This is a genomic window from Azospira oryzae (assembly GCF_004217225.1).
GTDB lineage: Bacteria > Pseudomonadota > Gammaproteobacteria > Burkholderiales > Rhodocyclaceae > Azospira > Azospira oryzae.
On the sequence record NZ_SHKM01000001.1, the window covers coordinates 1,618,803 to 1,643,578 of the forward strand.

A 24,776-nucleotide genomic window follows, 5' to 3' on the forward strand; every position below is an offset into this window, starting at 1 on the left:
GCGGCTGCCGTCCCCCGCTTTTTCTCCCCGCTTTTCCCGTCTTCCTTCCTTTGCGTCTGGCCGCCGCCGGGTCCGGGCATTAGCATAGGCGGCTGCCACCCAACCCTGACCGCGCCCCCTCCCACCGTGTCCCTGCCGCCCCTGCCCGCCCCCGCCACCTCCAGCCGCCGCCGGCTGCTGCTGGGCACCGCCCTGCTCGCCGCCTGCCTTGTCTTCGGCTGGCTCGCCTACCGGGTGGCCCTGACCATCTTCCTCGATGGCGAACGGCAGAACGCCGCCCGCCGCCTGGAGTTCTACGCCCTTTCCCTGGAAGCCACCCTGGCCCGCTACGAGGCCCTGCCCGGCCTGCTGGCCCTGGAGCACAAGCTGCACGAACTGCTGGCCCAGCCCGCCGGCAGCGCCCAGGCCAAGGCCGCCAACGCCTATCTGAAGACTGCCCAGAGCGGCGCCGAGATCAGTGCCGCCTACCTCATCGACCGCCGCGGCCACACCCTGGCCGCCAGCAACTGGGACAAGGCGGGCAGCTTCGTCGGCCACAACTACGCCTTCCGCCCCTATTTCCGGGAAGCCATCAAGGGTAGCCTGGGCCGTTTCTACGGCGTCGGCGCCACCACCGGCGAGCCGGGCTACTTCCTCGCCGCCCCGGTGCGGGACGGCAGCCACGGCCCCATCGAGGGCGTGGTCACCATCAAGGTGAACCTGGCCCCCTTCGAATCCGCCCTGGCCAGGAGCGGCGACACCGTGCTGCTGGCCGACGACGAGGGCGTCATCTTCCTCGCCCCCAAAGCCGAGTGGCGCTACCGCACCCTGGCCCCCCTCTCCCCCCTGGCCCGGGAACGGCTGGCGGCCAGCCGCAAGTACGGCGACAGTCCCCTGGAACCCCTCATCAGCGACCGGGCCCTGGAAGACGGCAGCGTGCGCCTGGCGGTGACCGACCGGCGCCCCCGGGACCTGCTCATGGAAAGCCAGGCGGTGGGCCACCAGGGCTGGCGCGTGGTGCTCCTCACCGACCCGGCGGAAGCCCGCCGCAGCGCCCTCGGCGCCGGCTTCACCGCCGCCTTCGCCCTGGCCTTCGTGCTGGCCCTGGCGGCCCACCAGAACCTGCGCCGCAAGCGCCGGGCCGAACTGCACCAGGCCCATGCCGCCCTGGAGGCGGCCATCGCCGAACGCACCGCCGACCTGACCCGCAAGGTGGAAGCCCTCAAGCAGGCCGAGGCGATCCTGCACCAGACCCGGGACACGGCGGTGCAGGCCGGCAAGCTGGCGGTGCTGGGCCAGATGTCCGCCGGCATGAGCCACGAACTGAACCAGCCCCTGGCCGCCCTGCAGACCTTCTCCGACAACGCCGTGGCCCTCATGGACCTGGGCCGCCTGGAGGAAGTGCGGGAGAACCTGGCCATGATCCGCCAGCTCACCGCCCGCCTGGGGCGCATCGTCACCCAGCTCAAGTCCTTCTCGCGCAAGGGCCCGGCGGAAAAGAGCCCGGTCCCCGTGGCCCGGGCCGTGGACAACGCCCTGCTGATCCTGGAACCGCGGCGGCGGGAGCTGCAGGCCGCCATCCAGGTGGCGCCCATCGCCCCAGAACTGGCGGTGCTGGCCGACACCACCCGCCTGGAGCAGGTACTGGTGAACCTGCTGCGCAACGGCCTCGACGCCATGCAGGAGCGGCCGGCGCCCCGCCTGCACCTGCAGGCCGAACGGCGGGGCTCCCAGGTGCGCATCGCCATCCGCGACGAGGGCCCGGGCCTGCCGCCGGAGGTCCTGGCCCACCTGTTCGAGCCCTTCTACACCACCAAGCCCGTGGGCGAAGGCCTGGGCCTGGGCCTGGCCATTTCCCTGGCCATCGTCGAAGGCTTCGGCGGTCGCCTGGAGGGCAGCAACCGGCCGGAAGGCGGCGCCGAATTCGCTATCATCCTGGAAGCCGCCAGCGGCACCCAGCCAACCCCCATCTCCGCCTGACCCGCCCCGGAACCACGCCATGCCCCACCTGACCCTGGAATACAGCGCCAACCTCTCCCTGGACCCGGCCGCCGGCCTCGCCGCCCTCAACCGCTGCCTGGCCGACTCCGGCCTCTTCGAGGAAGCCGACATCAAGAGCCGGGCCCTGGCCCTGGATATATTCTGCGTCGGCACCGCCGCCACGCCCCGGGCCTTCGCCCACGCCAAGTTGAGCCTCATGCCGGGACGCAGCATGGACACCAGGAAGCAGTTGGCCGACAGCCTGCTGGCCGCCCTCTCGCCCCTGGTGCAGGCGGCACCGGGTACCGAACTGCAGCTGTGCGTGGAGCTGTTCGAGATCGACCGGGCCAGCTATGCCAAGGAGAGCCGCCGTGTCTGAGGCCGCCGCCCTGCCGGTCTTTCTCGTCGAGGACGATCCGGCGGTGCGCATGGGCAGCGCCCAGGCCCTGACCCTGGCCGGCCTGGAGGTGCGCAGCTTCGCCGATGCCGAAGGGGCCCTGGCGGCCCTGGCCGCCGAACTGCCCGGGGCCGTGGTCAGCGACGTGCGCCTGCCGGGCAGGGACGGCATCGCCCTGCTGGGCGAACTGCGCCAGCTGGACCGGGAGCTGCCGGTGATCCTGGTCACCGGCCACGGCGACGTGGCCATGGCGGTGCAGGCCATGCGCGACGGCGCCCACGACTTCATCGAAAAACCCTTCACTTCCGAACATCTGGTGCGGGTCACCCGCCAGGCCCTGGAGAAGCGGGCCCTGCTGCTGGAAAACCGGCGCCTCAAGGAAGCCCTGCCGACCCAGGATGGCCTGCCGGTGATCGGCCAGACCCCGGCCATGCAGGAGGTGCGCCGCCTGGTGGCGGCCCTGGCCCCCACCGATGTGGACATCCTCATCAACGGCGAGACCGGCAGCGGCAAGGAAGTGGTGGCCCGGGCCATCCACAGCGCCTCCGGCCGGCGCGGCCCCTTCGTCGCCATCAACTGCGCCGCCCTGCCCGAGAGCGTCTTCGAGAGCGAGATGTTCGGCCACGAGGCGGGAGCCTTCACCGGCGCCGGCAAGCGGCGCATCGGCAAGATCGAATACGCCCACGGCGGCACCCTGTTCCTCGACGAAATCGAGTCCATGCCCCTCAACCTCCAGGTCAAGCTGCTGCGGGCCCTGCAGGAGCGCAGCATCGAGCGCCTCGGCGGCAACGCCCCGGTGGCCGTGGATTGCCGGGTGGTGGCCGCCTCCAAGGCCGACCTCAAGGCCCTCTCCGAGGCCGGCCAGTTCCGCGCCGACCTCTACTACCGGCTCAACGTGGTCAGCATCGACCTGCCGCCCCTGCGCCAGCGCCAGGAGGACATTCCCCTGCTCATGGGCCACTTCCTGCAGCAGGCGGCCAAGCGCTTCGGCCGGGAAGTGCCGGCCTGGGGCCCGGCCGAGCTGGCCCGCTGGCAGGCCCAGCCCTGGCCGGGCAACGTGCGGGAGCTGAAGAACGCGGCGGAGCGCTTCTGCCTGGGCCTGGACCAGCCCCAGGCGGCATCCGCGGCGGGCAGCACCCCGGGGGCCGAGCTGCCCCTGGCCCGACGCCTGGAACTGGCGGAACAGGGCTTCATCGAGGCCGCCCTGGCGGCCTGCCACGGCAATGTGGCCCTGGCGGCCGAGCGCCTGCAGCTGCCGAAGAAGACCCTCTACGACAAGCTGGCCCGCCTGCAGATCGCCGCCGACACCTTCCGCCGCTGAAGCCGCCGGCCGGGGCCCTTGCCGGGCCCGGTCCGATGCCGTCAAAATGGGTGGCACAAGAAGCGGCCCCCCAGGGCCGCAAACCGGGAGGCTCCCGTGCCTGCGCGATTCGACAACGGCATCACCGGCACCATCCTGCTGGCGGACGATTCCGCCCTGGACCGCCATCTGTTCACCCAGCTGCTGCAGCGCTACGGCCACACGGTGCACGCCGTGGCCGACGGGGCCCAGGCCCTGGCCGCCCTCGACGGCCTGCAGCCGGACCTGGTGCTGCTGGACATCCGCATGCCCGACATGAGCGGGCTGGAGCTGTGCGCCAAGCTCAAGGCCGACCCGGCCACCCGGGACATCCCGGTGATTTTCATCAGTGCCGCCAGCGCCGTGGAGGACCGCATCCAGGCCTTTTCCTGCGGCGGCGTGGACTACATCGGCAAGCCCATCAAGAGCGAGGAAGTGCAGGCCCGGGTCACCACCCACCTGACCCTGCGGGCCCTGCGCCGCACCCTGGAACTGCGGGTGCAGGAGCGCACGGCGGAACTGGAAGTGGCCAACCGGCACCTCAGCGCGGAGATCACCGAACGCCGCCGCATGGCCCAGGAACTGCTCGAATCCCGGCAGCAGCTGCGGGACCTGGCCGCCCACGGCGAAGCCGCCATGGAGCAGGAGCGCAAGCGCATCGCCCGGGAGATCCACGACGAGCAGGGCTCCCTGCTGACCGCCCTGAAAATGGACCTGACCCTGCTGCGACGGGAGCTGGGCGACGCCCCGCCGGCCATCGGCCAACGCCTGGACACCATGCAGCATCTGGTGGAGGAGGCGGTGCGGGTGATGCGCCAGGTGGCCTCCCAGCTGCGTCCGGCGGTGCTCAACCTGGGCATCCTGCCGGCCCTGGAATGGCTCACCGAAGAATTCCGCCAGCGCACCGGCATCGCCTGCCACCTGCTGGCCGGGGACGACATTCCCCTGGACGACAGCCGGGCCACCACCCTCTTCCGCATCGTCCAGGAATCCCTCACCAACGTCACCCGTCATGCCGAGGCCAGCCAGGTGGACATCGGCCTGAGCCTGGAGGCGGAGCACATCCGCCTGGAGATCGCCGACAACGGCAAGGGCTTCGACCCCAGCCAGGTGGGCGGCAACTCCTTCGGCCTGCTGGGCATGGGCGAGCGCCTGGAAGCCCTGGGCGGCAAGCTGCGCATCGACAGTGCCCCGGGCCGGGGCACCCGCCTGCACATCACCATTCCCCTGGCGGAGGAACTGCCATGATCCGCATCCTGCTGGCCGACGACCACAGCATCGTACGCAGCGGCCTCAAGCAACTCCTGGCCACGGAAGCCGACCTGGAGGTGGCCGGCGAGGCCAGCCAGGGCAGCGAGGTCCTGACCCGGCTGCGCCAGGGCGGCATCGACCTGCTGCTGATGGACATGTCCATGCCCGGCATCAGCGGCCTGGACCTGATCCGCCGCGCCCATACTGAAGCGCCGGAGGTCCCCGTCGTCGTCCTCAGCATGCACAACGAGAGCCAGCTGGTGTCCCGGGCCCTGCGCGCCGGCGCCAGCGGCTACGTGACCAAGGACAGCGACCCGGCCATTCTCCTGGCGGCCATCCGCAAGGTGGCCAAGGGCGGCCGCTTCATCGACCCGGCCCTGGTGGACGCCATGGTCTTCGGCGCCCCGGAAGAGGCGCCGCCCCACGAGGCCCTCTCCGACCGGGAATTCGAGGTGCTGCAGCTGCTCAGCCAGGGCCTGGCCCTGGCCGCCGTGGGCGAACGGCTGCACGTCAGCGCCAAGACCGTCAGCACCCACAAGACCCGCCTCATGCAGAAACTCGGCATCGACAACAATGCCGAACTGGTGCGCTACGCCCTGCGCCACGGCCTGGGCCGGCCCTAGGCCCCGCCTCCGCCCTGTCGTTGCGCTGCCCGTTTTACGTCTTCCTCCCCGCTTCCTCCCCACCTCCTTCCTACTTCCCCCTCCCATCCCCGGCATGGCCGGCCCGCTGCCGCGGGCACTCCTCTTGTAGGGTTTACCTGACCCCCGAATCAGGCTTGCCCTAAGTCACATTCCGCCGTTGCCGACGGCGGCGCTTTGGCGTCTGGCGTGAAATACACCCATCGCAGCACGCCACGGACAAGCGCCATGAAAATCCTCATCGTCGAAGACTCGAAGCTGGTCAGCGAAAGGCTGCGCCTGGCATTCGCCGACCTGCCCCGGGTGGAAACGGTGGTCACCGATCGCATCGACATCGGCCTGCGCCATTTCCGCCTGTTCCGCCCCGAACTGCTGATCCTGGACATCGAGGTGGCCGACGGCAGCGGCATGTCCCTGCTGGGCAAGGTGAAGCTGGAAGCGCCGGCCACCATCGTCGCCATCTTCACCAACCATCCCGGCTTCCGCCGCCGCTGCGCCGCGGCCGGCGCCGATTTCTTTTTCGACAAGTCCTCCGACTTCGAACCCCTGGCCAGTACGGTGCGCCACCTGGCGGAGGCCCGGCAATGAGCGCCCCCACCACCTGGACCCCGCTCGGCCTGGGACTGGCCGGCGCCGCCTGGTCCCTGGGCCAGGGCGGCAGCACGGCCGGCGGCATCGGCGGCGCCCTGCTGCTGGCGCTCGCCGGGGCAGCCGGCGCCTGGTATGGCCGGCAGCACAGCCGCCTGCTGCAGGAACGGCTGGCCGCAGCCCTGGCGGCCGGTGCCCGGGGCGAGGCGGAGGAACGCCAACGCCAGGCGGGACTGACCGCCCAGGTGCACAGCATCGAAGGCCACATCCTGCCCATCTGGCGCAAGCAGCTGACCCTGGTCGGCGAGCAGACGGAAACGGCCATCGCCGCCCTCTCCTCCCGCTTCGCCGGCATTGTGGACGGCCTGGAAGCCAGCGCCCGGGCCTCCGACGCCTCGGTGGGCGGCAATCTGCTGCAGACCCTGGAGCACAGCCGCCGGGAACTGGACGCCCTGCTCGCCACCCTGGCCGGGCTGCTGGCCAACAAGCGCCGCATGCTGGAAGAGATCGGCCGCCTCGCCGCCTTCACCGACGAACTGGATGCCATGGCCCAGGGGGTCGGCCGCATCGCCGGCCAGACCAACCTGCTGGCCCTCAACGCCGCCATCGAGGCGGCCCGGGCCGGCGATGCGGGGCGCGGCTTCGCCGTGGTCGCCGACGCGGTGCGGGAGCTTTCCAACGAATCGGCCGGCACCGGCCGGCGCATCGCCGACAAGGTGCAACTGGTCAACGAGGCCATCCACGGCGCCCTGCAGGCGGCGGACCAGGGCGCCCTGGCGGACGAGCAGGCCCTGGGCCAGGCCCAGCACTCGGTGGCGGGAATCCTCGAAGGCTTCCAGCGCGTCACCGGCGACCTGGCGGACACCGCCAACACCCTGCGCCGGCAGCACCAGGGCATCCAGCAGGAAGTGGCCGAATCCCTGGTCTCCCTCCAGTTCCAGGACCGCATCGGCCAGATGCTGGGCCACGTCCGCCAGGACATGGAAAGGCTGGAGCGGCACCTGGCCACCGGGCCGGACCACCTGGACGCCCAGGATTGGCTGGACAACCTGGCCAGCACCTACACCACGGCCGAGCAGCACGCCGTGCATGGCGGCAAGAGCAGCCAGGCACCGGCCGACTCCGACATCACCTTCTTTTAGGACCGCCCCCATGGCAAAGACAATTCTCATCGTCGACGACTCCGCCTCCCTGCGCCAGGTCGTCAGCATTGCCCTCAAGGGTGCCGGCTACGAAACCCTGGAAGCCTGCGACGGCCAGGACGGCCTGAACAAGCTCAAGGGCCAGAAGGTGCACCTCATCATCAGCGACGTGAACATGCCGGTGATGGACGGCATCACCTTCGTCACCGAGCTGAAGAAGCTGCCGGAGCACCGTTTCACCCCGGTCATCATGCTCACCACCGAAGCCGGCGACAGCATGAAGCAGCGTGGCCAGGCGGCGGGCGCCAAGGCCTGGGTGGTGAAGCCCTTCCAGCCGGCCCAGATGCTCACCGCCGTGACCAAGCTGGTCATGCCCTGAGGAGCGCGCCATGGAGATGAAAACCCATTCCGCCGACGGCGTCATGCACCTTGCCCTGCAGGGCGAATTCACCATCTACGACGCCGGCATCAAGGACGAGCTGCTGGCCCTGTGCGCCGGCCCCCGGGTGGAGATCGACCTGAGCCAGGTCAATGAGATCGACAGCGTCGGCGTCCAGCTCCTGCTGCTGGTCCTGCGCCAGGCCCAGATGCAGCAGCGCAGCCTGCGCCTGGTGGCCCTGCACCCGGCCGTCAACACCATGTTCGAGCTGTACGACCTGCACCAGACATTCGGTCTCGACAACAACGGGGAGCTGCCGTCGTGAGTACCGATGACGTCCTGCAGACCTTCGTCGCCGAAGCCCGGGAACTGCTGCTGGGCATGGAGGATTCCCTGCTGGCCCTGGAACGGGACCCGCGGGACGGGGAGGCCATCTCCGCCACCTTCCGCGCCATCCACACCATCAAGGGCTCGGCCGGGCTGTTCAGCCTGGACCAGCTGGTGGCCTTCGCCCACGTGGCGGAAACCCTGCTCGACCTGGTGCGGGACGGCCGCGTCGCGGTGGACGGGGACCTCATCGCCCTGCTCCTGGAGTGCAGCGACTACCTGGGCTTCCTCATCAACCAGATCGCCGGCGAGGAGGTGGCCGACGCCGCCACCCAGGAAGCCCGCAGGCCCACCCTGCTGGCCCGTCTCCAGGCATGCATCGCCAGCAGCGTCGCCCCTTCTGCCTCCCAGGCCGAGAGCCCCCGGCAGGCCCCGCCGAGCGCAGTGCCGGCCGCCGGCGAGGTGGCGGACCCGGTGCATAACGATGCCTGGCACATCTCCCTGCGCTTCGGCCCCGAAGTCCTGAAGAACGGCATGGACCCGGCCTCCTTCCTGCGCTATCTCGGCACCCTGGGGGAAATCGCTCACATCACCACCCTGTGGCAGCAGATGCCGGCGCCGGAAGCCATGGATGCGGAAAACTGCTACCTGGGCTTCGAGCTGGATTTCCGCAGCGAGGCCAGCCGGGAAGCCATCGACAGCACCTTCGACTTCGTCCGGGACGACTGCCGCATCACCCTCCTGCCGCCCCGCAGTTCCATCGATGACTACCTCAAGCTCATCGCCGAGGCGCCGGAAGGGCTGGAGCGCCTGGGCGAGATCCTGGTGGCCAGCGGCGCCCTCAGCCAGGCCGAGCTGGAACGGGCCCTGGAACGGCAGCGCCAGGCCGCCCCGCCGGCCCTGGGGGAGATGCTGATCCAGGAAGACGGCATTCCCGCCCCCGTGGTCCAGGCCGCCCTGGAAAAGCAGGCGAAGGGCCGGGAGAACCGCTCCGCCGCCACCCGCTTCATCCGCGTCGATGCGGAAAAGCTGGAGGACCTGATCAACCAGGTGGGGGAACTGGTCATCGCCGGCGCCTCCGCCACCCTGCTCTCCCAGCGTAGCGGCGACACTGCCCTGATCGAGGCCATGGCCCAGGTGGGACGCCACGTGGAGGAGATCCGGGACCGGGCCCTGTCCCTGCGCATGGTGGAGATCGGCGAATCCTTCAACCGCTTCCCCCGGGTGGTGCGGGACGTTTCCCGGGAACTGGGCAAGGACATCGAACTGGTCATCACCGGCGCCGAGACCGAGCTGGACAAGACCGTGGTGGAGAAGATCGGCGACCCCCTCATGCATCTGGTGCGCAACTCCATGGACCACGGCATCGAATCCATCGAAGAGCGCCTGGCCCGGGGCAAGCCGGCCCAGGGCCGCCTCAGCCTCCACGCCTACCACGAGTCCGGCAGCATCGTCATCGAGGTGGCCGACGACGGCGGCGGCCTGAAGCGGGACAAGATCCTGGCCAAGGCCATGGACCGGGGCCTGGTGGCGCCGGGCCAGGCCCTCACCGACCGGGACGTCTTCAACCTCATTTTCGAGCCCGGCTTTTCCACCGCCGAGCAGGTCACCAACCTCTCCGGCCGCGGCGTCGGCATGGACGTGGTCCGCCGCAACATCAGCGCCCTGCGCGGCAGCATCGACATCGAGAGCCAGGAGGGCGTTGGCACCACCATGCGCATCCGCCTGCCCCTGACCCTGGCCATCATCGACGGCTTCCTCATCCAGGTGGCGGACAGCGCCTTCGTCCTGCCCCTGGACCTGGTGCAGGAATGCATGGAACTGCCCGACGGGGAGCGCCTGCAGAGCCGGGGCCAGAGCAGCCACTACCTGGACCTGCGCGGCGAGGCCCTGCCCTGCCTGCGCCTGCGCAACCTGCTCAACCTGGAAGGGGAAAGCAGCCAGCGGGAGAACGTGGTCATCGTGCAGTACGGCAACCGCCGGGCCGGCCTGGTGGTGGACCGCCTGCTGGGCGAGTTCCAGACCGTGATCAAGCCCCTCGGCCAGATCTTCCGCCACCTGCGAGGCTTCTCCGGTTCCACCATCCTCGGCACCGGCGAGGTGGCCCTCATTCTCGACGTACCCACCCTGGTGCACGACGCCAGCGGCCGGGAAGCCCGCTTGTTGGGCGAAAGCAACGCCGGCCAAGCCATCGGCAGCGAACAGCCTGCCTAGATTCAGCCCCACGACGCCACATCCACAGACCGATTTCTTCGCCCGAAGGAGCATGCAATGACCCTCAAACAACGCCTCATCCTGCTGATCAGCAGCGCCGCCCTCGGCCTGATCGTCCTCGCCGGTCTCTCGGCCTACCAGATCGAGCGGGTATTCACCATCACCAACTATTCCAACGTCAACTCCCTGCCCTCGGTGCGGGTGCTGCAGGAAGCCTACGTGCCCCTGGCCAGCATTCGGGCCCAGGTGTGGCAGCACATCACCCTGGAGGACAAGGGACGCATGGCCGAGATCGAAGGCCGTATCAACACCAACATGGCCAAACTGGAAGACTCGCTGAAACGCTATGAGAGCCTGGTCTCGGACGAGAAGGACCGGCAGCTGCTGCGCGACGACCGGGACGCCCTGGAAGCCTACCGCCAGGTGCGGGAACAGACCATGGCCCTCTCCCGGGAGAACCGCATGGCCCAGGCCCGGGACTACCTGCTGGCCAACCAGGCCGCCTTCAACCGCATCAACGACGCTTTCCTCGCCCACCTGCAGTACAACCTGGACCTGGGCACCCAGTCCGCCAAGGAGGCGGAAAGCCTGAGTAGCGCTGCCGAATGGCAGTCCGCCGTTCTCAGCGGCATCACCCTGGTGCTGGTGGTGGGTCTGGGCATCCTCATCATGCGCTCCGTCTCCCGCCAGCTCGGCGCCGACCCCGCCATGGTGGCCGCCTGCGTCGATCGGGTGGCCCAGGGCGACCTGTCCCAGGACATCCCCCTGGAGGGAGTGGACAAGGATGCGCTGCTGGCCAACGTGGTGCGTATGCAGACTGCCGTGCGCAGCCTCATCGACGACATGAACCACATGAGCCGGGAACACGACCTGGGCGACATCGACGTCATCGTGCCCGTGGAAAAGTACCAGGGCGGCTTCCGCACCGTGGCGGAAGGGGTGAACAACATGGTGGGCGGGCACATCGCCGTGAAGAAGAAAGCCATGGCCTGCGTCGCCGAGTTCGGCAAGGGCAACTTCGAGGCCCCCATGGAACAGCTCCCGGGCAAGAAAGTCTTCATCAACCACGTCATCGAGCAGGTCCGCGCCAACCTCAAGGCCCTCATCGAGGACACCTCCACCCTGGCCACCGCCGCCCTCCAGGGCCGCCTGGAAACCCGCGCCAATGCTGAACGCCACACCGGCGACTTCCGCCGCATCGTGGTCGGCATCAACGACACCCTGGATGCCATCGTCACCCCGCTCAACGAAGCCATGCGGGTACTGCAGTCGGTGGAGCAGGGCGACCTGACCCAGAGCATCAATGGCAACTACCACGGCAAGCTGCAGGACCTGAAGGACTGCGTCAATAGCATGGTGGGCCGCCTCAGCACCGTGGTCGCCGAAGTGCGTACCGCCGCCGACGCCCTCAGCAACGCCAGCGAGCAGATCTCCGGCACCTCCCAGGCCCTCTCTTCTGCCGCTTCGCAGCAGTCTTCCAGCGTCGAGGAGACCAGCGCCTCCATGGAGCAGATGAGCAGCTCCATCAACCAGAACACGGAGAACGCCAGCGTCACCGACGGCATCGCCAGCAAGGCCTCCACCCAGGCGGTGGACGGCGGCAAGGCCGTCACCGACACCGTGGCCGCCATGAAGTCCATCGCCGCCAAGATCGGCATCATCGACGACATCGCCTACCAGACCAACCTGCTGGCCCTCAACGCCGCCATCGAGGCGGCCCGGGCCGGGGACCACGGCAAGGGCTTCGCCGTGGTCGCCGCCGAAGTGCGCAAGCTGGCCGAACGCAGCCAGGTGGCGGCCCAGGAAATCGGCCAGGTGGCGGGCAACAGCGTCTCCCTGGCGGAACACGCCGGCAAGCTGCTGGACGAGATCGTCCCCTCCATCAAGAAGACCTCCGACCTGGTGCAGGAAATCACCGCGGCCTCCAAGGAACAGGCCCTGGGCGTCGGCCAGATCAACAGCGCCATGTCCCAGCTGACCCAGACCACCCAGCAGAATGCGGCTTCCTCCGAGGAACTGGCGGCGACGGCCGAGGAAATGACCGGCCAGGCCGAGCAGTTGCAGCAGCTGATGGGCTTCTTCAACACCGGTCACGGCACCACCCAGCGCAACGTGCAGGTACGTGGCACCAAGAAGTCCGGCCAGGCACCGCGCCAGGCATCCCGGCAGGAAAGCTGGGAAAGCGCTTCTGCCGAAGTGGAAGCTGGCGGCGACTTCGTCCAGTTCTAAGGAGAATGGCCATGAACGCACCAGTCACCGCCGCTCCCGAGAGGGAGACGGAGGCCCGCACCCAGTGCCTCACCTTCCAGCTGGGCAATGAGCTGTTCGCCGTGGGCATCCTCAACGTCCGGGAAATCATCGAGTACGGCCACCTGACGGTGGTGCCGATGATGCCCGACTCGGTCCGCGGCGTGATCAACCTCCGCGGCGCCGTGGTCCCGGTGATCGACCTGCGCCGCCGCTTCGGCCACGCACCGACCGTGGTCGGACGGCGCACCTGCATCGTCATCGTCGAGACCCCCACCGCCGAGGAAACCCAGGTGGTGGGCATCATGGTGGATGCGGTGAACGAGGTCCTGGACATCCCGGACACCCAGATCGAACCGCCGCCGGCCTTCGGCACCCACCTGCGCACCGACTTCATCCGGGGCATGGCCAAAATGGACAAGGGTTTCATCCTGGTCCTGGATCTCAACCACGTGCTGGCCGAGGACGATTTTCACGCGCTGGTCCAGGACAGCGAATGCGCCGCGGCCTGAGCAGGGAGGAACTCCATGGAACCGGACCACAACCCCGCCGAGGATTCGCAGCAGCAACAGGTGCTGGCCGCCTTCGCCCGCTGGAGCCGCACCTACGAACTGATCCTGCACTCGGCCAGTGAAGGCATCTTCAGCCTGGATACCAACGGCTGCATCACCTTCGCCAACCCGGCTGCCTCGCGCCTGCTGGGCTGGCCGGTGGAGGACATGCTGACCCGGCCGGTGGCTGCCGTGCTCTATGGCGACAAACCCAATCCCCTGGCGGGGGAGGCGGAGTTCCAACACCGCCGCCAGGTGTTCCTGCAGCGGGACGGTTCCAGCATTGTCGTCGAGTGCAACCAGGCCCTGATCCTGGAGGAGGACCAGACGGTCGGCGCCGTCCTCATGTTCAACGACATCAGCGAGCGGGAACGGGCCGAACGGGCCCTGCAGGACACCCTGACCTCCCTGGAACAGACCAATCGCCGCCTGACCCAGACCCACGACCAGCTCCTCCATGCCGAAAAGCTGGCCGCCATCGGCCAGCTGGCCGCCGGCGTGGCCCACGAGATCAACACGCCCCTCGGCTACATCCAGAGCAACCTGGGCGCCATGGCCCGGCACCTGGAGGACCTGCTGACCCTGGTGGACGCCTACGAGAGCGCCGCCGGCCAGCAACCGCCCGGCCGGGAGCGCATCGACCTGGACTTCCTGCGCCAGGACGCCCCCCAGGTGCTGGCCGAAACCCGCCAGGGCATTTCCCGGGTGAGCACGGTGGTACGCCATCTCCTGGAGTTCTCCAGCACCTGCGCCAGCGGCGAATGGCGCCAGGCCGACCTGGAAGCCATCTGCCGCACTGCGGCGGAACGGGCCTGCCAGAAACGCCACAACTTCCGCCTGGAACAGCGCTACGACGCCCTGCCGCCGCTGCACTGCCTGCCGGAACGGCTGCAGCAGGCCCTGGAAAACCTCATCGACAATGCCCTGCTGGCCATCCCGGCCGAGGGCATGGTGCGCCTGCACGGCAGCTGCCCCGACGGCCGCCAGATCTGCCTGACGGTGGAGGACAACGGCTGCGGCATCGCGCCGCAGCATCTGGAAAGCATCTTCAATCCCTTCTTCACCACCCGGCCGGTGGGTTCCGGCGAAGGCATGGGACTCTCCGTCGCCGACACCGTCGCCCGCCTCCACGGCGGCAACATCGAGGTGGAAAGCAGCCCGGGCCTGGGCAGCCGCTTCACCCTCCACCTGCCACTTCAAAACAACCTTCCTCAGGCGAAGGCAGCCGAATGATCAATCCTGGCCGTTGGTGCAACTTGAATGCAAGCGAATCGCCTCGTAATCAGCGGGGATGAGAGCAAGCCAACGCCAAAACATACCAAAGTCATATTGCAATAATCCGGCGACAGACTATTGTTTTCCAACTGCCGTCTGCCCGCTTCTCAACCGCTCAGACGGCGGGTCGCCGGACTTCCCTGGATTGCCTTCATCATGGCACCCCCAGCCTCCGGCCTGTGCAAGATCACCAAGGAGGCAAGCATGAGCAAGACCAACTACATCATCAGGAACAATCCCAACAACGGCCCGCTGGAAGCATTCACCATCGGCCCCAATGCCGAACTCTGGCATTCGTGGCAGTCGCCCACCGGCCCCGGCGGCTGGAGCGGCTGGTCCAGCCTGGGCCGCCCAGCCGGCGTCTTCATCAGCCAGCTGGAAGTGATCGGCAACGCCAGGGACAGCGGCCCCTTGGAAGCCTTCGCCGCAGGCTCCGACGGGGCCCTCTGGCATATCTGGCAGGGCGGCGGCCAGAAGGACAACTGGAGCAACTGGGAATCCCTCGGCTCCCCCAGTCCCAAAGCCCTGATCACCTCGGTGGAAGTGGTGGAAAATGCCGGCAAGGGCACCCTGGAAGCCTTTTCCATCGCCACCGATGGCGCCCTCTGGCACAACTGGCAATCTCCCAACGGCCCGGGCGGGTGGAATGGCTGGTCGTCCCTGGGACAACCGCCGGGCGGCATTGCCATCGGCCAACTGCTGGTGGCCGAGAACGCCGGCACCAGCGGTCCCCTGGAAGCCTTCGCCCTGGGTTCGGACCGGGCCCTGTGGCACATCTGGCAGGGTGGCGGCCAGAAGGACAACTGGAGCAACTGGGAATCCCTCGGCGTGCCCTGACCTGGACGGGCACCGTTCCCACACCGGCGTGCCGGTTGCAATGAAAAAGCCCGGAATCCGTTACGGATTCCGGGCTTTTCTTCAGTGCAAGAGACTGGACGGCTCTTAAAACGGAATGTCGTCGTCCATGTCGTCGAAAGACGGGGCCTTCTTCTTCGGCGCAGAGGCAGCGGGAGCGGAGGAACGGGGGCTGAAATCGCCGCCACCGAAGTCGTCGCCGCCGCCGTAGGAGGCACCGCTGCCGCCACCTTGGCCGCCCTGGCCGCCACGGCCGCCGAGCATCTGCATTTCGGTGGCTTCGATTTCGGTGGTGTAGCGTTCCTGGCCGTCCTTGTCCTGCCACTTGCGGGTACGGATGCGGCCTTCGATATAGACGGAAGAACCCTTCTTCAGGTACTGGCCGACGATCTCGGCCAGCTTGCGGAAGAACACCACCCGGTGCCATTCGGTGGCTTCACGCTTCTCGCCGGAATTGCGGTCTTTCCAGGTTTCGGTGGTAGCCAGGCGGACAGTGGCCACAGCGTCACCGTTGGGCATGTAACGGGTTTCCGGATCGGCCCCCAGATTGCCCAAAAGAATCACTTTATTGACTGCAGCCATCGATGTTTCCCCAATAGTAAAAAATGTTGAATTCAGGCCGGGCGCTGCTGGGCGCGGACCGGCGGTTTCATGGTCAGCCCCAGGGCCAGCCAGACGAGACTCAGGATTCCGGTACACCACCACACCGCATCGCCCCCCAGACGTTGCGCCAGCATACCGCCGACGGCGCCGCCAAGGAACAACCCGAGAGACTGGGTCGTATTATAAATGCCAAGTGCCGCTCCCTTGGCTTCCGCCGGTGCGATACGGGAAATCAGGGAAGGCTGGGTCGCTTCCAGGATATTGAAGGCGACGAAAAAGGCGGTCAACAGCAGGGCCAGGGGCCACAGGCCCTGGCCGAAGAGGCCGAAACCGGCCTGCACCAGGAGCAACAGGACCACGGCGCCGTTAAAGACCATTTTCATGCGGCCGTACTTCTCCGCCGCGATCACTGCCGGCACCATGAAGGCGAAGGACACCAGCACGGCCGGCAGATACACCTTCCAGTGCTCGGCCAGGGGCAGGTCGCCGGTCTTGACCAGGGTGGCGGGGATCAGCACCCACATGGCGGTCTGGGTCAGGTGCAGAACGAAAACTCCGAAGTTGAGACGCAGCAGCTGGGGATGGAACAGCACGTCGGCAAAGCGGGTGCGGCCGCCATCCACCAGCACCTTGGGCGCCGGCGGCACCACCTTGTACAGGGCGACGATGGCCAACAGGGCCAGCCCCCCGGTGAGAGCGAAGATGCCGGCCATGCCGATGGCGGCGTAGAGCAGGGGGGCCGCCACCAGGGAGAGGGCGAAGACCAGGCCGATGGAGGAGCCGATCATGGCCATCACCTTGGTGCGGTGCTGTTCCCGGGTGAGGTCGGCGGCCAGGGCGGTGACGGCGGCGGAAATGGCACCGGCCCCCTGCAGCACCCGGCCGGCGATGATCATGGGCAGGTCGTCGGCGGCGGCCGCGATGAAGCTGCCCAGGGCGAACAACAGCAGGCCGAAGACGATCACCGGCTTGCGCCCGAAACGGTCCGAGGCGATGCCGTAGGGAATCTGGAACAGAGCCTGGGTGGCCCCGTAGATGCCGATGGCCAGGCCCACCAGCAGGCCATTGTCGCCACTGGGCAGGGTGTGGGCGTAGACGGCGAAGACCGGCAGGATGAGGAACAGGCCCAGCATGCGCAGGGCAAAGATGGAGGCCAGGCTGGCGCCGGCGCGGCGTTCCTCGGGGGTCATGGCATCGCCGGCGGGAGCGGCAGCGGTCAGGGGCTTGGCGGACACAGGGAGCAGGTAGGGATGGGGGGAAGAAGCAGGGGCGAATCTTAGCAGGTTTGCCCGGCGCCACGAAAAGCGCCGCAGCCCCACGGAGCCGCCGCCGGCCTATCCATTCGGATTTCCGAACGCCATGCTCAGCCTTTGTCCGGAAAGCCGAACGACACCCCCAAAACGACGGTCAAAACCCCATAAAAAACAAGCCACTAAAAACCAGATCCACCTCCCTCCCGATGGCACGGCCCGTGCTGGAGAACAGGGACCGCCGCCGAGCGGGCACATCAGAACAGAGGAGACACCATGAACCAGCCACACCGCGTCGAACACGACCTGCTGGGCGACCGCAAGGTCCCGGCCGAGGCCTATTACGGCGTCCATACCCTGCGGGCGGTGGAGAACTTCCCCATCACCGGCACCCCCATCTCCATCTACCCGGACCTGATCCGGGCCCTGGCCCAGATCAAGCTCGCCGCCGCCAAGGCCAACGAGCAACTGGGCCTGCTGGAAGCCCCCCTGGCCCAGGCCATCGTCGCCGCCTGCCAGGAGGTGATCGCCGGCAAGCTGCACGAACAGTTCGTGGTGGACGTCATCCAGGGCGGCGCCGGCACCTCCACCAACATGAACGCCAACGAGGTCATCGCCAACCGGGCCCTGGAAATCATGGGCCATGCCAAGGGCGAGTACCAGCACCTGCATCCCAACCAGCACGTGAACATGAGCCAGTCCACCAACGACGTGTACCCGTCGGCGCTGAAGCTGGCCACCTACGTCGGCATCTTCCGCCTGGTGGACGCCCTGGCCTATCTGCGCCGCACCTTCGAGCGCAAGGCCGAGGAGTTCAAGGACGTGCTGAAGATGGGCCGTACCCAGCTGCAGGACGCGGTGCCCATGACCCTGGGCCAGGAATTCTCCACCTACGCCGTGATGCTGGGCGAAGACGAGGAGCGGCTGAAGGAAGCCGCCCTCCTGATCCGGGAAATCAACCTGGGGGCCACCGCCATCGGCACCGGCATCAATGCCCACCCGGACTACGCTCCCCTGGTCTGCCGCCTGCTGGCCGAAACCAGCGGCGTGCCGGTCATCACCGCCCCCAACCTGGTGGAGGCGACCCAGGACTGCGGTTCCTTCGTGCAGCTCTCCGGCGTCCTGAAGCGGGTGGCGGTGAAGCTGTCCAAGACCTGCAACGACCTGCGCCTGCTCTCCTCCGGCCCCCGCGCCGGCTTCGGCGAGATCAACCTGCCGCCGCGCCAGGCCGGCTCCTCCATCATGCCGGGCAAGGTCAATCCGGTGATCCCGGAAGTGGTGAACCAGATCGCCTTCGAGGTCATCGGCAACGACCAGACCGTCACCTTCGCCGCCGAGGCGGGCCAGCTCCAGCTCAACGCCTTCGAACCCATCATCGCCCACAGCCTGTTCAAGAGCGTCAATCACCTGCGTCAGGGCTGCCTGACCCTGGCCGACCGCTGCGTGGACGGCATCACCGCCAACCGGGATGCCCTGCGGGCCCGGGTGGAGAACTCCATCGGCATCGTCACCGCGCTGAACCCGTACATCGGCTACGCCGCCGCCACCTCGGTGGCTGCCGAAGCCCTGGAATCGGGCAAGGGCGTGGCCGAGATCGTGCTGGCCCGGGGCCTCATGAGCCGGGCCGAGCTGGACGACGTGCTGCGCCCCGAAGTGCTGACCCAACCCCGCGCCCTGCCCCACCGCCAGGGCTGAAACCGTTTGCGCCGGCAGCCCGCTGCCGGCCCCTTTTTTTTCTGACTTTTACTGATCTTGACCGCCGCCCCCGCGGCAACGGAGCCCTTCGATGAAAATGAACAAGCTCACCACCTGGATCGTCCTGGCCATGCTGGCCGGGGTCGGCGTCGGCTATGCCTGCAACACCATGGCCCCCGACGCCGCCAGCGCCAAGGAAATCGCCGGCTATTTCAGCATCCTCACCGACATTTTCCTGCGCCTGATCAAGATGATCATCGCCCCCCTCATCTTCGCCACCCTGGTGGCGGGCCTGGCCAACATGGGCGACGCCAAGGCTGTCGGCCGCGTCGGCGGCCGCGCCCTGGGCTGGTTCATCTGCGCCTCCTTCTGTTCCCTCTTCATCGGCCTGCTCTTCGCCAATGTGCTGCAGCCGGGCCACGCCTTGAGCGTGCCCCTGCCCGAGTCCGCCGCCGGCCTCAACCTGAAAACCTCGGCCCTCAACCTGAAGGACTTCATCACCCACGTCTTCCCCAAGAGCATCATGGAAGCCATGGCCGGCAATGAAGTGCTGCAGATCCTGGTCTTCGCCGTGTTCTTCGGCCTGGCCCTGGGCCACCTGCACAACCAGGCCGCCCGCTCCCTGGTGAACACCATGGACGAAGTGGTGCACGTGATGCTGAAGGTCACCGACTACGTCATGCGCTTCGCTCCCTTCGGCGTCTTCGGCGCCGTGGCCGGTGCCATCACCACCAACGGCCTGGGCATGCTGCTGGTGTTCGGCAAGTTCATGCTCAGCTTCTACGTCGCCCTGGCCGCCCTGTGGGCCCTCCTGATCCTGGCCGGCTTCATCGTCCTGGGCAAGGACGTGTTCCGTCTCATCAAGCTGGTGCGCGGCCCGCTGCTGGTGGGCTTCTCCACCGCCTCCAGCGAGTCCGTCTATCCCAAGCTGATGGAACAGCTGGAAAAGTTCGGCATCAAGACCCGCGTCACCGGTTTCGTCCTGCCCCTGGGTTATTCCTTCAACCTGGACGGCTCCATGATGTACACCACCTTCCTGGCCCTGTTCATCGCCCAGGCCTACGACATCCCCATGAGCCTGACCGCCCAGATCACCATGCTGCTGGTGCTGATGGTCTCCTCCAAGGGTATCGCCGGTGTGCCGCGGGCTTCCCTGGTGGTGGTGGCCGCCGTGCTGCCCATGTTCAACCTGCCGGAAGCCGGCCTGCTGCTGGTGCTGGGCATCGACCACTTCCTCGACATGGGCCGCACCGTCACCAACGTGCTGGGCAACTCCATCGCCACCGCCGTGGTGGCCAAGTGGGAAGGGGCCATCGACCCGGTGAGCGAGGAGCTGGCCGAGGCCGAGGAATCCCTGCCGGTGCCGGAAGACGATTCCCTGGTCACCGCCAAGGCCGCCGCCTGATCCGTCCGGCCGGAGCCCCCATGTTCGCCCTGTTCCTGAAGAGCCTGCTGGGGGCCCTGGCCGTCCTGCTGATTGCCCTGCTGTCCCGCAGCAAGAGCTTTTTCATCGCCGGCCTGGTGCCCCTGTTCCCCACCTTTGCCCTCATTGCCCACGCCATCGTCGGCAGTGAGCGGGGCGGGGCGGCCCTGCGCACCACGGCCATTTTCGGCCTGTGGTCCCTGCTGCCCTACGGGGTCTATCTGCTGGTGGTGGCCTGGCTCAGCCTGCGCTGCAGCCTGGGCCTGACCCTCGCCAGCGCCACCGCGGCCTGGCTGGGCAGCGCCGGCCTGCTGCTCCTGGCCTGGAGCCGCCTGTTCCCGCAAGGGAACTGAAGCATGTCGCGGGAGGCGCCCGGATTTGACCGGGGGCCGCCCGCCAAACGTTGTTTTATCCCTCCGCTTTAGGCCCGGCATACAATGCCGGGCACTTTTTTCCTTTATCGCCATGGATATCAACTGGTTCCTCCTCGCTCCCGCAGCCTTTTTCGCCGGCATGGTCGATGCCGTGGTGGGCGGCGGCGGACTGATCCAGATTCCCGTACTGCTTTCCCAGTTTTCCCAGACGGCCATCCCCACCCTCTTCGGCACCAACAAGGTGTCGTCCATCGCCGGCACCGGCGCCTCCCTCTGGCGCTACGCCCGGGCCGTCCCCATTCCCTGGGCCGTGGTCCTGCCGGCCACCCTGGCCGCCCTGGTGGGCGCCTGGCTCGGCGCCGCCGTGGTGGCCTGGCTGCCCCGGGAGGCCATGCGCCCCCTGGTGCTGGTGCTGATGCTGGCGGTGGCCATCTACACCTTCCGCCGCAAGGACTTCGGCCATAGCGCCAGCCGCGAGCTGGTGCCCGCCGACCGCTGGCGCGGCGCCCTCCTGGGCCTGACCATCGGCTTCTACGACGGCTTCTTCGGCCCCGGCACCGGCAGTTTCCTCATCTTCGGTTTCGTCCGCCTGTTCGGCATGGACTTCCTCAAGGCCTCGGCCAGCGCCAAGGTCATCAACGCCGCCACCAACCTTTCCGCCATCGCCTTCTTCGCCAGCCACGGCCCCATCCTGTGGACCGTGGGCCTGATCATGGCCGCCTGCAACCTGGCCGGGGCCCAGGTCGGCACCCTGCTGGCCCTCAAGCGGGGCGCCGGCTTCGTACGCCAGGCCTTCCTCGTCGTGGTGGCCGTGCTCATCGTCAAGCTTGCCTGGGACATGCTCGCCCCAGCCGCCTGAGCCCCCGCAAAGGGCCCGGGAGCGGCATAATCCGGAAATCCGAACGGGGCTTCCCACCACCACCGCCACGCTCCATGCCACCCAGCCAGCGCCTCTTCCGCCTCGCCATCCTGCTCCTGGGCTTCGCCGCCCTGGTGGGCGGCACCAGCCTGCTGGCCTTCCGCTTCAGCCTGGCCATGGGCCTGGCCGAACTGCAGGCCACGGGCCGGCACCGGCTGGACCTCTACGCCACCAGCCTGGAGCGGGAAATCGACAAGTACGCCTACTTCCCCACCACCCTGGGGCTGGAAAAGGACGTGCTGCACCTGCTCACCACCCCCAAGCCCACGCCGGCCCAGATCGAACAGCTCAATCTATACCTCGAGCAGCTCAACGAGCGGGCCGGCACCCTTTCCATCTACGTCCTCAATGTCAATGGCCGGGTCATGGCCACCAGCAACTGGCGCCGCCCGGATAGCTACCTGGGGGAAGACCTCTCCTTCCGCCCCTATTTCCGCCAGGCCATGGATACGGGCAGCGGCCGCTTCTTCGGCATCGGCACCACCCGAGGCGAGCCGGGTTACTACCTGACCTCGGCCCTGACCAACGCCCAGGGCACGGTGGGCGTGGCGGTGCTCAAGGTGGGCCTGCAACAGCTGGAAAAGACCTGGTCCACCGTGGAGGCTCCGGCCCTGGTGGCGGACGAGAACGGCGTGGTCATCCTGGCCTCGGTGCCGGACTGGAAATTCACCACCCTGAAGCCCCTGGACGATGCCACCCGCCGTGCCTTCGACCAGACCCAGCAGTACAACCGCCGCGCCCTCAACCCCCTGGGGGTGGTGGAGCTGGCGGAACTGGACCACGGCGCCCGTCTGGTGCGCCTGCCCAAGGCCGGGCCGGAGATGGTTTCCATGTTCCCGGTGGCCGGCAAGTTCCTGGCCCAGACCCAGCCCCTGCCGGGCACCCCCTGGACCATCACCGTTTTCTCCCACCAGGAGCAGGTGCGTGAAATCGCCGCCAACCGGGCCGCCCTGGCCGGCATCGGCGCCGCCTTCCTGTGCATCCTGGCCCTCATGTTCAACGAACGCCGCCGCCATGTACGGGACCGGTTGGCCGCCCGGGAAGCCCTGCAGAAGGCCCACGACGAGCTGGAACGCAAGGTGGAGGAGCGCACGGCCGACCTCTCCGCCGCCAACACCCGCCTGCAGGAAGAAGTGGCTGAGCGCACCCGGGCCGAGCGTACCCTGCGCGCCGCCCAGGACGAGCTGGTGCAGGCCGGCAAGCTGGCGGTACTCGGCCAGCTCTCCGCCGGCGTCGCCCACGAACTGAACCAGCCCCTGGCGGCCCTGCGCACCCTTTCCGGCAACGCCCGCAAATTCCTCGCCCGGGGCGACCAGGAAACCGCCGGCAGCAACCTGGAGCGTATCGGCGAACTGGTGGACCGCATGGGCCGCCTCACCGGCCAGTTGAAGTCCTTCGCCCGCAAATCCACCGGCAAGCCCCAGGCCGTGCCCATCCGGCGGGCGGTAGAGAACGCCCTGTTCCTGCTGGAACAGCGCCTGCAACGGGCCGGCGTGGTGGCCTGCATCGACCTGCCCGAGGAAGAGCTGCTGGCTTGGTGCGACCCCAACCGGCTGGAACAGGTGCTGGTCAATCTGGCCGCCAATTCCCTCGACGCCATGGCCGGCCGTCCCCAGCAGGCCCTGGACATCAGCGCCCGGCGCCAGGGTGAGCGCATCGAGGTGAAGGTGCGGGACCAGGGCCCGGGCCTGGACGAGGAAGCCCGCAGCCACCTGTTCGAGCCCTTCTTCACCACTAAGGAAGCCGGCAGCGGCCTGGGCCTGGGCCTGGCCATTTCCGCCGGTATCGTCGCCGATTTCGGCGGCAACCTGACGGGGGACAACCACCCCGATGGCGGCGCTGTGTTCACCCTGGACCTGCCGGCCGCTCCCGCCGCCCCTGGAGCCCTCTCATGAGCCAACAAGAGTCCCTGCAAGTGCTGCTGGTGGAAGACGATCCGGACGTGCGTCTGGGCTGCGAACAGGCCCTGCAACTGGAAGATATTCCGGTGAGCAGCGTCGATAGCGCCGAGAAGGCCCGCCGCCGTCTGACCCGGGACTTTCCCGGCATCGTCGTCAGCGACATCCGCCTGCCGGGTATGGACGGCATGGCCCTGCTCAAGGAGCTGCAGGCCATCGACCCGGAGCTGCCGGTGGTGCTCATCACCGGCCACGGCGACGTTTCCCTGGCGGTGCAAGCCATGAAGGGCGGCGCCCACGACTTCATCGAAAAGCCCTTTTCCCCCGACTACCTGGTGGAAGTGGTACGCCGCGCCCTGGACAAACGCCGCCTGACCCTGGAAGTACGGCAACTCAGGGCCCGCCTGGAAAGCCGGGATACCCTGGAAGCCCGCCTCATCGGCCGCTCCCCGGCCATGGTCAAGGTGCGCCAGCTGGTGGCGGACCTGGGCAACAGCGCCGCCGACATCCTCATTTTTGGCGAGACCGGCACCGGCAAGGAACTGGCGGCCCGCTGCCTGCACGAAGCCGGCCCGCGGCGGAACGGCAACTTCGTCGCCATCAACTGCGGCGGCCTGCCCGAGACCCTGTTCGAGAGCGAAATCTTCGGCCACGAGGCCGGCGCCTACACCGGCGCCGCCAAGAAGCGCATCGGCAAGATCGAGCACGCCAGCGGCGGCACCCTGTTCCTGGACGAAATCGAGTCCATGCCCATGGCCATGCAGATCAAGCTGCTGCGGGTGTTGCAGGAGCGCAGCCTGGAACGCCTGGGCTCCAACACGCCCATTCCCGTGGATTGCCGGGTGATCGCCGCCACCAAGGCGGATCTCAAGGAACTCTCGGACCAGGGCCGCTTCCGCGCCGACCTCTACTATCGGCTCAACGTCGCCACCCTGCCCCTGCCGCCCTTGCGGGAGCGGCGGGAGGACATTCCCCTGCTGTTCGAACACTTCCTGCTGCAAGCCGCCGCCCGCCACGAGCGCCCGGTGCCCGCCGCCGATCCGGCGCGCATGGGGCCCCTGCTGGCCTATGACTGGCCGGGGAATGTGCGGGAACTGAGGAACGTGGCGGATCGTTGCGTGCTGGGGATTGAGGCGGGGGTGGCTCCGTTCACCGCGGAGTCGCCCGCTCAAAAGCGCTCCCTGGCCGAAACCGTGGACAGCTTCGAACGGGCCCTCATCACCGAAGCCCTTGAAAGAAACCAGGGCAGTTTGGCGCGGACCGCGGAAGACCTGAGAATCGCCAAGACCACGCTACACGACAAAATCCGGAAATACGGCCTGGCCAACCAGCCATCGGGCTAACGGGTGACCGGGGCCGGGACTGGCAGGGGAAACCACTCATCAAGGTAAACTTGCCGATAGTCGGCAGGAATTGTATTAATCCCCGCCATATTCCAAATTAATGCTA

General features: G+C 67.9%; 21 protein-coding genes and 1 pseudogene. 20 read left to right on the top strand and 2 right to left on the bottom strand.

The features are described from left to right. The first annotated feature begins 126 nt into the window (after positions 1-126). From EV678_RS07350 to EV678_RS07415, 14 genes and pseudogenes are all read left to right on the top strand, one after another. Complete coding sequence (locus EV678_RS07350; protein WP_130459030.1) at positions 127-1,959, top strand: sensor histidine kinase; 1,833 nt, start codon at positions 127-129, stop codon at positions 1,957-1,959. A gap of 19 nt (positions 1,960-1,978) precedes the next feature. Continuing rightward, positions 1,979-2,338 (top strand): 5-carboxymethyl-2-hydroxymuconate Delta-isomerase, encoded by a 360-nt coding sequence (locus EV678_RS07355; RefSeq protein WP_130459031.1) that lies wholly within the window; start codon positions 1,979-1,981, stop codon positions 2,336-2,338. After that, a complete protein-coding gene (locus tag EV678_RS07360) occupies positions 2,331-3,677 on the top strand; it encodes a sigma-54-dependent transcriptional regulator (protein ID WP_328590242.1) in 1,347 nt (448 codons plus the stop codon). The genes EV678_RS07355 and EV678_RS07360 overlap by 8 nt, the downstream gene beginning before the upstream one ends. Before the next feature lie 96 nt (positions 3,678-3,773). Next, positions 3,774-4,943 (top strand): ATP-binding response regulator, encoded by a 1,170-nt coding sequence (locus EV678_RS07365; protein ID WP_165397463.1) that lies wholly within the window; start codon positions 3,774-3,776, stop codon positions 4,941-4,943. Then, the gene (locus EV678_RS07370; protein ID WP_130459034.1) at positions 4,940-5,569 is read left to right on the top strand and encodes a response regulator; all 630 of its coding nucleotides are present in this window, start codon (positions 4,940-4,942) and stop codon (positions 5,567-5,569) included. Before EV678_RS07365 ends, EV678_RS07370 begins: the two co-directional genes overlap by 4 nt. A 246-nt stretch (positions 5,570-5,815) precedes the next feature. Then, positions 5,816-6,175 (top strand): response regulator, encoded by a 360-nt coding sequence (locus tag EV678_RS07375; protein ID WP_130459035.1) that lies wholly within the window; start codon positions 5,816-5,818, stop codon positions 6,173-6,175. A gap of 557 nt (positions 6,176-6,732) precedes the next feature. Beyond that, positions 6,733-7,032 (top strand): annotated as a pseudogene (locus EV678_RS16585) (methyl-accepting chemotaxis protein); the annotation flags it as partial. 295 nt (positions 7,033-7,327) lie between these two features. Then, on the top strand, positions 7,328-7,696 hold the full coding sequence (locus EV678_RS07385) for a response regulator (protein ID WP_014238480.1): 369 nt from the start codon (positions 7,328-7,330) through the stop codon (positions 7,694-7,696). A 10-nt stretch (positions 7,697-7,706) separates the two neighbouring features. After that, positions 7,707-8,021 (top strand): STAS domain-containing protein, encoded by a 315-nt coding sequence (locus EV678_RS07390; RefSeq protein ID WP_014238481.1) that lies wholly within the window; start codon positions 7,707-7,709, stop codon positions 8,019-8,021. Continuing rightward, positions 8,018-10,237, top strand: coding sequence for a chemotaxis protein CheA (locus tag EV678_RS07395; protein WP_130459036.1), 2,220 nt, complete (start codon positions 8,018-8,020; stop codon positions 10,235-10,237). The genes EV678_RS07390 and EV678_RS07395 overlap by 4 nt, the downstream gene beginning before the upstream one ends. A 57-nt stretch (positions 10,238-10,294) precedes the next feature. Further along, on the top strand, positions 10,295-12,466 hold the full coding sequence (locus EV678_RS07400; protein WP_130459037.1) for a HAMP domain-containing methyl-accepting chemotaxis protein: 2,172 nt from the start codon (positions 10,295-10,297) through the stop codon (positions 12,464-12,466). An 11-nt stretch (positions 12,467-12,477) separates the two neighbouring features. Beyond that, positions 12,478-12,996, top strand: a complete 519-nt coding sequence (locus EV678_RS07405; RefSeq protein ID WP_130459038.1) for a chemotaxis protein CheW — start codon at positions 12,478-12,480, stop codon at positions 12,994-12,996. A 15-nt stretch (positions 12,997-13,011) separates the two neighbouring features. Further along, complete coding sequence (locus EV678_RS07410; RefSeq protein WP_130459039.1) at positions 13,012-14,268, top strand: two-component system sensor histidine kinase NtrB; 1,257 nt, start codon at positions 13,012-13,014, stop codon at positions 14,266-14,268. Between the two features lie 198 nt (positions 14,269-14,466). After that, positions 14,467-15,147 carry a PLL family lectin gene (locus EV678_RS07415; protein ID WP_130459040.1) on the top strand — a complete coding sequence of 227 codons (681 nt, stop codon included), beginning with the start codon at positions 14,467-14,469 and terminating at the stop codon, positions 15,145-15,147. A gap of 105 nt (positions 15,148-15,252) precedes the next feature. Here the strand turns inward: EV678_RS07415 and ssb are convergent, their stop codons facing one another. Together ssb and EV678_RS07425 are read right to left on the bottom strand one after the other, a co-directional pair. Beyond that, entirely contained in the window at positions 15,253-15,747 is a 495-nt protein-coding gene (ssb, locus tag EV678_RS07420; protein ID WP_014238487.1) for a single-stranded DNA-binding protein, read from the bottom strand. 32 nt (positions 15,748-15,779) lie between these two features. After that, positions 15,780-16,958: an MFS transporter gene (locus tag EV678_RS07425; RefSeq protein WP_130459302.1), complete on the bottom strand. Its 1,179-nt coding sequence runs from the start codon at positions 16,956-16,958 to the stop codon at positions 15,780-15,782. 336 nt (positions 16,959-17,294) lie between these two features. On the opposite strand from EV678_RS07425, the gene aspA reads away from it, so the two are divergent. The 6 genes from aspA (at position 17,295) to EV678_RS07455 (ending at position 24,670) form a co-directional block, all read left to right on the top strand. Further along, positions 17,295-18,713 (top strand): aspartate ammonia-lyase, encoded by a 1,419-nt coding sequence (gene aspA / locus EV678_RS07430; RefSeq protein ID WP_014238489.1) that lies wholly within the window; start codon positions 17,295-17,297, stop codon positions 18,711-18,713. A 91-nt stretch (positions 18,714-18,804) separates the two neighbouring features. Next, positions 18,805-20,118 (top strand): dicarboxylate/amino acid:cation symporter, encoded by a 1,314-nt coding sequence (locus EV678_RS07435; protein WP_014238490.1) that lies wholly within the window; start codon positions 18,805-18,807, stop codon positions 20,116-20,118. A 20-nt stretch (positions 20,119-20,138) separates the two neighbouring features. Beyond that, positions 20,139-20,489: a GlpM family protein gene (locus tag EV678_RS07440; RefSeq protein ID WP_130459041.1), complete on the top strand. Its 351-nt coding sequence runs from the start codon at positions 20,139-20,141 to the stop codon at positions 20,487-20,489. Between the two features lie 112 nt (positions 20,490-20,601). Beyond that, positions 20,602-21,369, top strand: a complete 768-nt coding sequence (locus EV678_RS07445; protein ID WP_014238492.1) for a sulfite exporter TauE/SafE family protein — start codon at positions 20,602-20,604, stop codon at positions 21,367-21,369. A 74-nt stretch (positions 21,370-21,443) separates the two neighbouring features. Then, a complete protein-coding gene (locus EV678_RS07450) occupies positions 21,444-23,324 on the top strand; it encodes a sensor histidine kinase (protein ID WP_130459042.1) in 1,881 nt (626 codons plus the stop codon). Beyond that, entirely contained in the window at positions 23,321-24,670 is a 1,350-nt protein-coding gene (locus EV678_RS07455; RefSeq protein ID WP_130459043.1) for a sigma-54-dependent transcriptional regulator, read from the top strand. The genes EV678_RS07450 and EV678_RS07455 overlap by 4 nt, the downstream gene beginning before the upstream one ends. The last annotated feature ends 106 nt before the right edge of the window (positions 24,671-24,776 follow it).

What these genes read in the sequence shown, in the direction of transcription:
- EV678_RS07355 (WP_130459031.1), top strand. Translation starts at nt 1,979, where the DNA reads ATGCCCCACCTGACCCTGGAATACAGCGCCAACCTCTCCCTGGACCCG.
- EV678_RS07370 (WP_130459034.1), top strand. Translation starts at nt 4,940, where the DNA reads ATGATCCGCATCCTGCTGGCCGACGACCACAGCATCGTACGCAGCGGC.
- EV678_RS07375 (WP_130459035.1), top strand. Translation starts at nt 5,816, where the DNA reads ATGAAAATCCTCATCGTCGAAGACTCGAAGCTGGTCAGCGAAAGGCTG.
- EV678_RS07385 (WP_014238480.1), top strand. Translation starts at nt 7,328, where the DNA reads ATGGCAAAGACAATTCTCATCGTCGACGACTCCGCCTCCCTGCGCCAG.
- EV678_RS07390 (WP_014238481.1), top strand. Translation starts at nt 7,707, where the DNA reads ATGGAGATGAAAACCCATTCCGCCGACGGCGTCATGCACCTTGCCCTG.
- EV678_RS07400 (WP_130459037.1), top strand. Translation starts at nt 10,295, where the DNA reads ATGACCCTCAAACAACGCCTCATCCTGCTGATCAGCAGCGCCGCCCTC.
- EV678_RS07405 (WP_130459038.1), top strand. Translation starts at nt 12,478, where the DNA reads ATGAACGCACCAGTCACCGCCGCTCCCGAGAGGGAGACGGAGGCCCGC.
- EV678_RS07410 (WP_130459039.1), top strand. Translation starts at nt 13,012, where the DNA reads ATGGAACCGGACCACAACCCCGCCGAGGATTCGCAGCAGCAACAGGTG.
- EV678_RS07415 (WP_130459040.1), top strand. Translation starts at nt 14,467, where the DNA reads ATGGCACCCCCAGCCTCCGGCCTGTGCAAGATCACCAAGGAGGCAAGC.
- ssb (WP_014238487.1), bottom strand. Translation starts at nt 15,747, where the DNA reads ATGGCTGCAGTCAATAAAGTGATTCTTTTGGGCAATCTGGGGGCCGAT.
- EV678_RS07425 (WP_130459302.1), bottom strand. Translation starts at nt 16,958, where the DNA reads ATGACCCCCGAGGAACGCCGCGCCGGCGCCAGCCTGGCCTCCATCTTT.
- aspA (WP_014238489.1), top strand. Translation starts at nt 17,295, where the DNA reads ATGAACCAGCCACACCGCGTCGAACACGACCTGCTGGGCGACCGCAAG.
- EV678_RS07435 (WP_014238490.1), top strand. Translation starts at nt 18,805, where the DNA reads ATGAAAATGAACAAGCTCACCACCTGGATCGTCCTGGCCATGCTGGCC.
- EV678_RS07440 (WP_130459041.1), top strand. Translation starts at nt 20,139, where the DNA reads ATGTTCGCCCTGTTCCTGAAGAGCCTGCTGGGGGCCCTGGCCGTCCTG.
- EV678_RS07445 (WP_014238492.1), top strand. Translation starts at nt 20,602, where the DNA reads ATGGATATCAACTGGTTCCTCCTCGCTCCCGCAGCCTTTTTCGCCGGC.
- EV678_RS07450 (WP_130459042.1), top strand. Translation starts at nt 21,444, where the DNA reads ATGCCACCCAGCCAGCGCCTCTTCCGCCTCGCCATCCTGCTCCTGGGC.
- EV678_RS07455 (WP_130459043.1), top strand. Translation starts at nt 23,321, where the DNA reads ATGAGCCAACAAGAGTCCCTGCAAGTGCTGCTGGTGGAAGACGATCCG.